The 12,316-nt window shown below is 75.4% G+C and carries 6 protein-coding genes; 4 read left to right on the top strand and 2 right to left on the bottom strand.

Annotated features, from left to right (window positions below; translation table 11 throughout):
- Positions 1-378: 378 nt before the first annotated feature.
- Complete coding sequence (locus ACZ6EJ_RS06350; RefSeq protein ID WP_469264978.1) at positions 379-1,230, top strand: class I SAM-dependent methyltransferase; 852 nt, start codon at positions 379-381, stop codon at positions 1,228-1,230.
- 49 nt (positions 1,231-1,279) lie between these two features.
- Positions 1,280-3,796: an ATP-dependent helicase HrpB gene (hrpB, locus tag ACZ6EJ_RS06345; RefSeq protein ID WP_469264977.1), complete on the top strand. Its 2,517-nt coding sequence runs from the start codon at positions 1,280-1,282 to the stop codon at positions 3,794-3,796.
- A gap of 85 nt (positions 3,797-3,881) precedes the next feature.
- On the opposite strand, the gene ACZ6EJ_RS06340 is transcribed toward hrpB, so the two are convergent.
- The gene (locus tag ACZ6EJ_RS06340) at positions 3,882-5,621 is read right to left on the bottom strand and encodes a lytic transglycosylase domain-containing protein (protein WP_469264976.1); all 1,740 of its coding nucleotides are present in this window, start codon (positions 5,619-5,621) and stop codon (positions 3,882-3,884) included.
- Between the two features lie 198 nt (positions 5,622-5,819).
- Here ACZ6EJ_RS06340 and ACZ6EJ_RS06335 point away from each other — a divergent pair, with 198 nt between their 5' ends.
- Complete coding sequence (locus tag ACZ6EJ_RS06335) at positions 5,820-6,692, top strand: DUF4184 family protein (RefSeq protein WP_469264975.1); 873 nt, start codon at positions 5,820-5,822, stop codon at positions 6,690-6,692.
- 465 nt (positions 6,693-7,157) lie between these two features.
- Here the strand turns inward: ACZ6EJ_RS06335 and polA are convergent, their stop codons facing one another.
- On the bottom strand, positions 7,158-9,869 hold the full coding sequence (gene polA / locus ACZ6EJ_RS06330) for a DNA polymerase I (RefSeq protein WP_469264974.1): 2,712 nt from the start codon (positions 9,867-9,869) through the stop codon (positions 7,158-7,160).
- A 165-nt stretch (positions 9,870-10,034) separates the two neighbouring features.
- Between polA and ACZ6EJ_RS06325 the strand changes: the two genes are divergently transcribed.
- Positions 10,035-12,308: an FdhF/YdeP family oxidoreductase gene (locus tag ACZ6EJ_RS06325; protein WP_469264973.1), complete on the top strand. Its 2,274-nt coding sequence runs from the start codon at positions 10,035-10,037 to the stop codon at positions 12,306-12,308.
- Positions 12,309-12,316: the final 8 nt, after the last annotated feature.

The following is a 12,316-nucleotide window of genomic DNA, read 5'->3' as shown; positions in this document are numbered from 1 at the left end:
GTAGGTACTGCTACGCCGAAAGCCCGTATCGCCTCTGCAGAAGCCGGACAGCCTGGAAAACGCCCTACCCGTCTCCGGGCAGGCGCCTCGACAACCGAGGGGACATGCAACAGACGCGAGCGCGGCCTGCTAGGTCTGAGGCGCGCAGGCTCGCAGCGCAACTTGTAGCATACGGGGGCAGCCGGGCAGGGTCAATGCGCGAAGGCGCGCACCCTGGGGCGCTTCGCCCCCGACCCGGCGCAACTCATGTTCTACCAGGCCGCGTCGGCCCGAACACCCTACGGCAAGGTGTCACGGACACGCGTCCGTACCACCGGGGTGCGCTCCCAGGTACATACCGCACGCGGCGGGTGAAGGCAAACTACAACGACGGGCACGATGAGCCAAGAGATCCACGGGGCCGGCCCCCTCGCACCGAACCCCGCCCCCGACACCGAGGCCGACGCCGAGGCCGTCCGCCGCCGGGCGGACGAGGCGGAGAGCAGCCGGGCCAGCCGCGGCTGGTGGGACCGGAACGCCGACGCGTACCAGCGGGACCACGGGGGCTTCCTCGGGGACGACCGCTTCGTCTGGGGCCCGGAGGGGCTGGACGAGGCGGACGCCGCCCTGCTGGGGCCGGCCGCCTCGCTCAGCGGCCGCGACGTCCTGGAGATCGGCGCCGGGGCCGCCCAGTGCTCGCGCTGGCTGGCCGGCCGGGGGGCCCGCCCGGTGGCGCTCGACCTCTCCCACCGCCAGCTCCAGCACGCGCTGCGCATCGGCGGCGGCGTCCCGCTGGTGGAGGCGGACGCCGGGCGCCTCCCGTTCCGCGACGGGTCCTTCGACCTCGCCTGCTCCGCCTACGGCGCGGTCCCCTTCGTCGCCGACCCCGTACGGGTCTTCCGCGAGGTGCGCCGGGTGCTGCGGCCGGGCGGGCGCTGGGTCTTCTCCGTGACGCACCCGATCCGGTGGGCGTTCCCGGACGAGCCGGGGCCCGAGGGCCTGTCGGTGGCCGCCTCGTACTTCGACCGCGTCCCCTACGTCGAGCAGGACGAGCGGGGCGAGGCCGTCTACGTCGAGCACCACCGCACCCTCGGGGACCGGGTGCGGGACGTGGTGGCGGGCGGCTTCCGCCTGGTCGACCTGGTCGAGCCGGAGTGGCCCGCCTGGAACGACCAGGAGTGGGGCGGCTGGTCCCCGCTGCGCGGCCACCTGATCCCCGGCACGGCGATCTTCGTCTGCGAGCGGGACTGACCCGCACCCGCCCGGCGGGGCCGCCTCCGACCCGTACGACACTGGGGGCGTGATCCGCACCGAAGACCTGGACCGGCTGCCCGTCCGCACCGCCGTGCCCGCCCTGGAGCGCGCCCTCGACGAGCGGGGCGTCGCCGTCCTGTGCGCCCCGCCCGGCACCGGCAAGACGACCCTCGTCCCGCTGGTCCTGGCCGGGCTGACCGGCGGCGGGCCGGTGCGGCGGGTGGTGGTCGCCGAGCCGCGCCGGATCGCCGCGCGGGCGGCGGCGCGGCGGATGGCCTGGCTGCTGGGCGAGCGGCCGGGCGGCCGGATCGGCTTCACCGTGCGCGGCGAGCGCGTGGTGGGGCGGGAGACGGTGGTGGAGGTCGTGACCACCGGGGTGCTGCTCCAGCGGCTCCAGCGGGACCAGGAGCTGGCCGGGGTGGACGCCGTGATCATCGACGAGTGCCACGAGCGCCACCTGGACGCCGACACGGCCGCCGCGTTCCTCCTGGACGTACGGGAGGCGATCCGGCCCGATCTGCGGCTGGTGGCGGCCTCGGCCACGACGGACGCGGAGGGCTGGGCGCGGTTGCTCGGCGACGCGCCGGTGGTGGAGGCGCGGGGCGTCTCGCACCCGGTGGAGGTGGTCTGGGCGCCGCCCGCGCGGCCGGTCGCGCCGCCGCACGGGTTGCGCGTCGATCCGGCGCTGCTGGCGCACGTGGCGGCGACCGTGCGCCGGGCGCTCGCGGAGCGGGAGGGGGACGTGCTGTGCTTCCTGCCCGGCGTCGGGGAGATCGCGCGGGTGGCCGGGCAGCTCGCCGGGGTGGCCGCCGAGGTGCTCCAGGTGCACGGCCGGGCCCCGGCCGCCGTGCAGGACGCGGTGCTGGCCGGGTCGTCCGGCGGGCGCCGGGTGGTGCTGGCGACCTCGGTGGCGGAGTCGTCGCTGACCGTGCCGGGCGTGCGGACCGTGGTCGACGCGGGGCTGGCCCGTGAACCGCGCACCGACCACGCCCGCGGGCTGGGCGCGCTGACGACGGTGCGGGCCTCGCGCGCGACGGGGCGCCAGCGCGCCGGGCGGGCGGGCCGGGAGGCGCCGGGGACCGTCTACCGGTGCTGGGAGGAGGCGGAGGACGGGCGGCTCGCGCGCTTCCCGGCCCCGGAGATCAAGGTGGCCGACCTGGCTGCCTTCGCGCTCCAGGCCGCGTGCTGGGGCGATCCGGACGCCTCCTCGCTCGCCCTGCTGGACCCGCCGCCCGCCGGGGCGATGGGCGCGGCCCGCGAGGTGCTGGCCGCGATCGGCGCGGTGGACGGGGCGGGCCGGGTCACCGGGCGGGGCGAGCGGATGGCGCGGCTCGGGCTGCACCCCCGATTGGCGCGGGCGCTGCTGGACGGCGCCGGGGAGGTCGGGGCGCGGCGGGCCGCCGAGGCGGTGGCGCTGCTGAGCGAGGAGCCGCCGAGGGAGTACGGGGACGACCTGGCGGCGGCGCTGCGGACCGCCCGCCGGGGCCAGGACGGCTACGCGGGGCGCTGGCGGCAGGAGGTGCGCCGGCTGTCGTCCGCGCTGGGGGACGTCGCCGCGCCCCGGAAGGAGGGCTCGGGCACGGACGACGCCGCCGTGGGCCTGGTCGCCGCGCTGGCGTTCCCGGAGCGGGTGGCGCGGGCGCGGGGCGACGGGGCGTTCCTGATGGCGTCGGGGACGGGGGCGGAGCTGCGGGAGGGGTCGCGGCTGCGCAGCGCGCCGTGGCTGGCCGTCGCGGTCGCGGACCGGCCGGCGCACGCGGCCTCGGCCCGGGTGCGGCTGGCGGCGGTGGTCGACGAGGGCACCGCGCTGCTGGCCGCCGGGCGCCTGCGGGTGCGGGGCGAGGAGGTCCGCTGGGTGGACGGCGACGTGGCGGCCCGGTCGGTGGACCGGCTGGGGGCGGTGGAGTTGGCGGTGCGGCCGTTGAGGCAGCCGGAACCGGACCTGGTGCGCGCGGCCCTGCTGGACGGTCTGCGGCGCGACGGGCTCGGGCTGCTGCGGTGGGGCCGCGAGGGCGAACAGCTCCGGCTGCGGCTGGCGTTCCTGCACCGGGTGCTGGGCCCGCCGTGGCCGGACGTGGCGGACGAGGCGCTGCTGGCCGCGCCGGAGGGCTGGTTGGAGCCGGAGCTGTCGCGGGCGCGGCGGCGGGCGGACCTGGGCCGGATCGACGCGGGCCAGGCGCTGCGGCGGCTGCTGCCGTGGGCCGGGGGCGAGGCGGGGCGGTTGGACGAGCTGGCCCCGGAGCGGATCGAGGTGCCCAGCGGTTCGCGCGTACGGGTCGAGTACGGCGGGGACCAGCCGGTGCTGGCGGTGAAGCTCCAGGAGGTGTTCGGGCTGCGCGAGACGCCGCGGGTGGCCGGTACGCCGGTCCTGGTGCACCTGCTCTCCCCCGCCGGGCGGCCCGCCGCCGTCACCGCCGACCTGGCGTCGTTCTGGCGGGACGGCTACCGGGCGGTGCGGGCGGAGCTGCGGGGCCGCTACCCGAAGCATCCGTGGCCCGAGGACCCCGCGACCGTGCCGGCGACGCGGCTGACCTCGGCGCGGCTCAAGCGGAACGGCTCGTAGCGCGCGTCCGGACGGCCGGTGGGGGTGGTCACGGCGGACGGCCCCCGCACCGGGTGGGTGCGGGGGCCGTCGGTGAGCGGGCGGGTCAGACCTTGGGGAGCTCGATCTCCACCAGCGCCGGGGTCCGGACCGTCAGCTCGATGACGGTCTCGGCCCCGCCCTCGGCGGTGAGGAGGAGCCGGTAGGCGCCCTCGGTCCCGCCGGCGTAGATCTCCGGGAGGAGGAGCAGGCCGTCGGCGTCCGTCGCCAGGTCCGTCAGGCTGCGCACGGGCTTGCCCGCGGCGTCCTTGAAGTACGGGCCCTCGTCGCTCCGCACGGGCGTGCCGTCGTCGGCGACCATCGTGGCGGTGACGGCCACCCCGCCGGCGGCGGCGCCCTTGTACGCGGCCCGGACGGCGACGCGGTCGGCGAACCGCGCGCCGGGTGCGGCGACGAGCGCCTTGGCGTCGGTCCGGACGATCGTGTCGGCCTGGCGGGCGGTGACGGTCGCCGTGTAGACCAGGGTGCGCGGCCTGACCGTGCCCGCGACGGCGTTCACCGTGAACGGGCCGGTCTTCTCGCCCGCCCGGAGCACGGGCGCGGTGGCGGTGCCGTCCGCCCCGGTGGTGACCGTGGCGGTCTTCCTGCCGCCGGCGAAGCCGGCCCCGGTGTCGCCGGCGACCGTGAAGGTGACGGCGACCTTGGCGAGCGGCGCGCCGAGGGCGTTGCGGGCGAGGACGGTGATCCGCTCGTCGAACGCCTCGCCCGCGGTGGCCCGCAGCGGTCCGGTGCCCGCGTTCTCCAGGGAGCCGAAGGTCTCGGCCGGCTTCGGGGCGGGCGGCGTCGGCTTCGGGGCGGGGGGCGTCGGCGTGGGGCTCGGGGAGCCGCCGGGCCGGGAGGGGCCGGGGGACGGCTTCTCGCCCGGCCGCGACGGGGACGGCTTGGGCTTCGGCTCCGCGGGGGCGGAGGTCGAGGGAGGGTTCGGGCGCGGCGACGGGCCGGACGGGAGCGGGGTGCTCGGGGCGGTCGGCAGGGCTCCGGCGCCGTCGGGCACCGCGTGCGTCCCGCGCTGGTAGAACGAGAGCCAGGAGCGGACGGTGCGCAGGTACTCCGTCGACCGGTTGTAGCTCAGCACGGCCCGGTCGAGGTCGGCGGCGACCGCCAGGTCGCGGTCGTTCGCGCAGAGGTAGCGGCCCGCGGCGAGCGCGGCGTCGTGGATGTTGTTGGGGTCCTTGCGGCCGTCGCCGTTCGCGTCCTGGCCCCAGGAGGCCCAGGTCGAGGGGATGAACTGCATCGGGCCGACCGCGCGGTCGTGGACCGCGTCCCCGTCGTACGCCCCGCCGTCGGTGTCCTTGATCAGGGCGAAGCCCTGGCCGTTGAGGGCCGGGCCGAGGATCGGGGAGAACGTGGTGCCCTTCGCGTCGACGCGTCCGCCGCGGGCCTGGCCGGACTCCACCTTGCCGATCGCCGCGAGGAGTTGCCAGGGCAGCCGGCAGGCGGGGTCGGTGCCCGCGACGGTCCGCTCGGCCTGCTGGTACGCGGCGAGGACCGAGGCCGGAATGCCCTCGTGCGAACCGCCGGTCGCCGGCAGGTTGCTGGAGGAACCGGGCTTGCCGGGCGTGACCAGGGGCGGGAGGTCGGTGTAGTACGGCGAGTTGCCGGTGGCGGCGCCGTCCTGCTCGCCGCCGGAGTCCTCGCCGGCCGCCTGCTGGTCGCCGCCGCCGGCGGACGTCTCGGCCAGTGGTGCCGCGGGCGCCTGCGAGGCCGCCAGCGCCGCCACGGCGGCCGCCGCCACCGCGGTGGTCGTGGCCCCCTTGCGCAGACGTCGGCGAATGTGCGCTGCCATACGGTTCGTTCCCTCCCCCTCGAAGGCTGATCGCGCTCCCCAGCGCAACGACGTCAGCGACCCTACGGCACCGTCTGACGCCGGAGCACCGAGCCTTGACCGCTTCTTACTGTTTTTTCACGTTCCCGTGCGCCTGTTGTCCGCCCGGCCACCAAAGAGTGCCCGAACGGTCTGAGCCGTTCGCGCATACTTGCCGCCATGCCGTTCACGCTCAGTCATGCCGCCGCCGTGCTCCCGGCGGTCCGCCGGGACGGGACCGCGCGCACGCCGCTGATCCCCTCGGCGCTCGTCGCCGGTTCGTTCGCGCCCGACATCACCTATTTCGCGGACACGGTGGTGCCGGGGGCGATGGAGTTCGGCTCCTTCACCCACACCTTCCTGGGCGTGGTCACCGTCGACGTGCTGATCGCGGCGGTGCTGACGGCGGTGTGGGCGCTGCTGCGCGAGCCGCTGACGGCGCTGCTGCCGATCGCGGCGCGGGGCCGCGTGCACGCCTTCGTACGGGGCCGGCGGTGGACGCGCGGCTCGTTCGGGCCGTCCGCCTGGCTGTGGTTCGCCGTCTCGGCCGCGCTCGGCGCGGCCACGCACGTGGTGTGGGACGCCTTCACCCACCACAGCCGGTGGGGGACGGAGCTGGTGCCGGCGCTCAGCCGGAGCGTGGGCGGCTTCCAGGGCTTCCAGTTGGCCCAGTACGGCAGCTCGGCGCTGGCCCTCGTCGTCATCGGCTGGTTCGTCGCCACCGGGCTGCGGCGGATCGGGGCGGCGCCGCTCCCGGAGGCGGTCCCGGTGCTCGGACGCGGGGAGCGGTGGGGCGCGTTCGGCCTGCTCGGGCTGTGCGTGCTGATCGGCGTCGTCCACCGGTGCGCCCGGTGGTACGCCCACTTCGGGCGCGTCTCCCACCCGCTCGACATCATCCCGACCATCTGCTTCGGCGCGGGCGCCGGGTTGGCGGCCGGACTGGCCCTGTACGGGGTGTGGATGCGGCTGGCGCGCGGGCGGCGCGGGGCGGGTCCGGGGCGGCCGCCCGTACGGGACGGCGTCCGGGCGGAGGCGCCGGCAGGCCGGGAGTAACCGGAAGCGGGACGAACCGGACCGCGACCGGGGCGCGGGGCGCTGCGGGACTCCGGGGCTACGGGATCCGTGCTGCGGAGACCGGGCGGGCCGGGCGCTGCGGGGCTCCAGCGCGAAGGCGCGGCGGGAAAGGCGGGGCTGCGGGCTCCAGGCGCTGCAGCCGGGCGGCTGCGCACGCCGTGGCTCCGGGAGTCGGGGTGCCATGGGACTGCGGGCTCCAAGCGCTGAGGCAAGGCGCGGCGGGAAAGGCGGGGCTGCGGGCTCCAGGGCCTGAGGCCGGGCGGCTGCGCACGCCGTGGCTCCGGGAGTCGGGGAGCATCGGGGGTGCGCGGGCCGTCGGCTCCGGGGCGCTGCGCGAGGCCGGGCCCGCCTCCGTGCGACGGGCTCCCGGTCCCGGCGTGAGCGGCGTACGGCGGGCCCGGAAGCGCGGTCGCGGCTCCGGGCCCGTCCTGCGCTCCACGCGGCTCAGTGTGCGGCCGACTCCCAGTCGGCGCCGACGCCGACGGAGACGTCCAGCGGCGCGCGCAGCTCGACCGCGTGGGCCATCTCGTGGCGCACGATCTCCTCCACCCGCTCGCGCTCGCCCGGCGCGATCTCCAGGACGATCTCGTCGTGGACCTGGAGCAGCATCCGCGACGTCAGCTCCGCCTCCGTCAGCGCCCGGTCCACCCGCAGCATCGCCACCTTCACGATGTCCGCGGCCGTGCCCTGGATCGGGGCGTTGAGCGCCATCCGCTCGGCGGCCTCGCGGCGCTGGCGGTTGTCGCTGTTGAGGTCGGGGAGGTAGCGGCGGCGGCCGAGGATCGTCTCGGTGTACCCGGTGGCCCTGGCCTCCTCGACGACCCGGTGGAGGTAGTCCCGTACACCGCCGAACCGCTCGAAGTAGGTGTCCATCAGCACCCGCGCCTCGGCGGGGTCGATGTTCAACTGCTGGGAGAGGCCGAACGCCGACAGGCCGTAGGCCAGGCCGTAGGACATGGCCTTGATCTTGCGGCGCATCTCCGCGTCCACGGCCGTCTTGTCGACGCCGAAGACCTGCGAGGCGACCGTGGTGTGCAGGTCCTCGCCGGAGGCGAACGCCTCGATGAGCCCGGCGTCCTCGGAGAGGTGCGCCATCACCCGCAGCTCGATCTGGCTGTAGTCCGCCGTCATCAGCGTCTCGAAGCCCTCGCCGACGACGAAGCCCCGGCGGATCGCCCGCCCCTCGTCGGTGCGGACGGGGATGTTCTGCAGGTTGGGGTCGGTGGAGGAGAGCCGGCCGGTCGCCGCCACCGTCTGGTTGAACGTGGTGTGGATGCGGCCGTCGGCCGCGATCGTCTTGATCAGCCCCTCGACGGTGACCCGCAGCTTGGCCTGCTCCCGGTGGCGCAGCATCAGGACCGGCAGCTCGTGCTCGGTCTGCGCGGCCAGCCAGGCCAGCGCGTCCGCGTCCGTGGTGTAGCCCGTCTTGGTCTTCTTCGTCTTCGGCAGGCCCAGCTCGCCGAAGAGGATCTCCTGGAGCTGCTTGGGCGAACCGAGGTTGAACTCGCGGCCCACCGCGGCGTGCGCCTCCTTGACCGCCTGCTGGACGGTCCCGGCGAACTGCTCCTCCATGCCCTCCAGGTGGGCCCGGTCCGCGGCGATCCCGTGCCGCTCCAGGCGGGCCAGGAGGATCGAGGTCGGCAGCTCCATGTCGTGCAGCAGCTCCGCCGCGCCCACCTCCTTCAGGCGGACCGTGAACGCCTCGCCCAGGTCGAGCACGGCGCGGGCCTGCGCCATCAGGGCGTCCGCCTCGGCGCGGTCGTCCGCGCCGAAGGCCAACTGCCCGTCCGAGGCGGCGGCCGGGGCCAGCTCCCGGCCCAGGTACTCCACCGCCAGCGCGTCCAGGGCGAAGGAGCGGCGGCCCGGCTTCACGAGATACGCGGCGAGCCCGGTGTCCATCGTGACGCCCGCGAGCCGCCAGCCCATCTCGGGGAAGACCCGCATCACGTTCTTGGCGTTGTGCAGGACCTTCGGCCGCCGCGGGTCCGCGGCCCAGGCGGCGAACGCCTGCTCGTCGGCCTCGTCCAGCTCGGTCGGGTCCAGCCAGGCGGCGGCGCCGTCGGCGGCGGCGAGCGCGACCTCGGTGACCGTGCCGCTCCCCAGCGACCAGGTGTCCACCGTCATGACGCCGAGCGGCTGCGCGCCGTGCTCCGCCAGCCACGGGGCGACCTCCCCGGACCCGAGCACGACGCCGTCCAGCTCGATGCCGGCCGCGGGCGCGGGCGCCTCGGCCTCCGCCGCCCCCGGATCGACGGCCAGCAGCCGCTCCCGCAGGCTCGGGTTGCGGATCTCCAGGACGTCCAGGACGCCGGTGACGGCGGTCCGGTCGTAGGGGGCGCGGGCCAGCTCGGCGGGGGTCTTCGGCAGCTCCACGTCGCGGACCATCTCGGTCAGCACGCGGTTCATCCTCACCGACTCCAGGTGATCGCGGAGGTTCTGCCCGGCCTTCCCCTTGACCTCGTCGGCCCGCTCGACCAGCTCGGCGAACGAGCCGAACTGGTTGATCCACTTCGCGGCCGTCTTCTCGCCGACTCCGGGGATGCCCGGCAGGTTGTCCGACGGGTCGCCGCGCAGCGCCGCGAAGTCCGGGTACTGCTGGGGCGTGAGCCCGTACTTCTCCACGACCTTCTCCGGGGTGAACCGGGTCAGCTCGGAGACGCCCTTGGTCGGGTAGAGGACGGTCACGTTCTCCGTGATCAACTGGAAGGAGTCCCGGTCGCCCGTGACGATCAGCACCTCGAAGCCGGCCACCTCGGCCTGCGTCGCCAGCGTGGCGATGACGTCGTCCGCCTCGAACCCGTCCACCGCGAACCGGTCCGCGTGCATCGCGTCCAGCAGCTCGCCGATCAGCTCGACCTGGCCCTTGAACTCGTCGGGGGTCTTGGAGCGGTTCGCCTTGTACTCCGGGAACTCCTGCGCGCGCCAGGTCTTGCGGGACACGTCGAACGCCACGGCGAAATGCGTGGGCGCCTCGTCGCGCAGCGTGTTCGCCAGCATCGACATGAAGCCGTACACGGCGTTCGTCGGCTGGCCCGCGCCGGTCGTGAAATTCTCCGCGGGCAGGGCGAAGAACGCCCGGTACGCCAGGGAGTGCCCGTCCATGAGGAGCAGGCGCGGTCGGTTGTCTGCCGTCTTCTTCGATGCCGTCTCAGCCACGTCCCCGATCCTGCCACGGACCGCTGACAATCCGGACCGGCGCGGTCCGTGCGGCGGCGCCCCGCGTGCGGGGCGGTCCCGGCGGGGTACGGCGGCGGCGGTGCGTGGCAGGATCGGCGCCGAGGGAAGCGACCGGGGAAGCAGCGCTCGAAGGAGAGCAGGACCATGGCCACCAAGCCTCCGACCGGGGACCCGGTCCAGGACGCCCCGCGGGTCGGGGCGGCCGCGCACGCCGCCGCGGGGCTGCCCGCCGTCGTCCACTCGCTGCGCGTCGCCCAGCGGCAGATGGGCGTGGGCCGCACCGCGCGGACCCTTCTCAAGGTCAACCAGAAGGACGGGTTCGACTGCCCCGGCTGCGCCTGGCCCGAGGGCGAGAAGCGGCACATCGCCGAGTTCTGCGAGAACGGGGCGAAGGCCGTCGCCGAGGAGGCGACGCTGCGCCGGGTCACCCCCGCGTTCTTCGCCGCGCACCCGCTGGCCGACCTCGCGGAGCGCAGCGGGTACTGGCTGGGCCAGCAGGGCCGGATCACCCAGCCGGTGCACCTCCCCGAGGGGGGCGACCGGTACGAGGCGGTGAGCTGGGAGCGGGCGTTCGCGATCATCGCCGAGGAGCTGACCGCCCTGGCCTCCCCGGACGAGGCCGTCTTCTACACCTCCGGCCGTACGAGCAACGAGGCCGCGTTCCTGCTCCAGCTCTTCGCCCGCGAGTTCGGCACCAACAACCTGCCGGACTGCTCCAACATGTGCCACGAGTCGTCCGGCTCGGCGCTCGTGGAGACCATCGGCGTCGGCAAGGGCAGCGTCTCACTGGAGGACGTCCACCAGGCCGACCTGATCATCGTCGCCGGGCAGAATCCGGGCACGAACCACCCGCGGATGCTCTCCGCGCTGGAGCGGGCGAAGTCGGCCGGGGCGAGGATCATCTCGGTGAACCCGTTGCCCGAGGCAGGTCTGGAGCGCTTCAAGAACCCCCAGACCGCGCACGGCATGGTCAGGGGCACCGCGCTCAACGACCTCTTCCTCCAGATCCGCCTCGGCGGCGACCAGGCCCTCTTCCGGCTGCTCAACAAGCTGATCCTGGCCGCCGAGGGCGCGGTGGACACCGCCTTCGTCGCCGAACACACCCACGGGTTCGAGGAGTTCGCCCGCGCCGCCGAAGCCGCGGACTGGGAGACCACGCTCGCCGCCACCGGGCTCACGCGCGCCGAGATCGAGCAGGCCCTCGCGATGGTCCTGGCCTCCGAGCGCACCATCGTCTGCTGGGCCATGGGGCTCACCCAGCACAAGCACGCCGTGCCCACGATCCGCGAGGTCGTCAACTTCCTCCTGCTGCGCGGGAACATCGGCCGGCCCGGCGCCGGGGTCTGCCCGGTGCGCGGCCACTCCAACGTCCAGGGCGACCGCACCATGGGCATCTTCGAGCGGCCCGCCCCGGCCTTCCTCGACGCCCTCGACCGGGAGTTCGGCATCGCCTCGCCGCGCCACCACGGCTACGACGTGGTGCGCTCCATCCAGGCGCTGCGCGACGGCGAGGCGAAGGTCTTCTTCGCGATGGGCGGCAACTTCGTCGCGGCCACGCCCGACACGGCGGTGACCGAGGCGGCCGTGCGCCGCGCCCGCCTGACCGTCCACGTCTCGACCAAGCTCAACCGCTCGCACGCCGTCACCGGGGCCCGTGCGCTGATCCTGCCGACGCTGGGCCGCACCGACAAGGACGTCCAGGCGGGCGGCAAGCAGTTCGTGACCGTCGAGGACTCCATGGGCCTGGTGCACGCCTCCCGCGGCAACCTCGCCCCCGCGAGCCCCCATCTGCTCTCCGAGCCGGCCATCGTCGCCCGCCTCGCACGCGCCGTCCTCGGCCCCGCCTCCCGTACGGAGTGGGAGGCCTTCGAGCGGGACTACGCCGCGATCCGCGACCGCATCGCGCGCGTGGTCCCCGGCTTCGAGGACTTCAACGCCCGCATCGCCGAGCCGGGCGGCTTCGCGCTCCCCCACGCCCCGCGCGACGAACGGCGCTTCCCCACCGCCACGGGCCGGGCCAACTTCACGGCCGCGCCCGTCGAGTTCCCCGAACTGCCCGAGGGCCGGCTCCTGTTGCAGACGCTGCGCTCCCACGACCAGTACAACACCACCATCTACGGCCTGGACGACCGCTACCGGGGGATCAGGGGCGGCCGCCGCGTCGTCCTGGTGAACCCCGAGGACGCGGCCGCCCTCGGCCTCGCCGACGGCGCGTACACCGACCTCGTCAGCGAGTGGAGGGACGGCGTCGACCGCCGCGCGGACGGCTTCCGCGTCGTCCACTACCCCACCGCCAGGGGGTGCGCGGCCGCCTACTACCCGGAGACCAACGTCCTGGTCCCGTTGGACGCCACGGCGGACGTCAGCAACACCCCCGCCGGCAAGTCCCTCATCGTGCGCTTCGAGAACACCCGCTGACCTTGTTC

This window comes from Streptomyces sp. NPDC041970 (assembly GCF_055588985.1).
The sequence above is the reverse complement of the archived record's forward strand: the minus strand, read 5'-3'. Positions and strand labels throughout refer to the sequence as shown.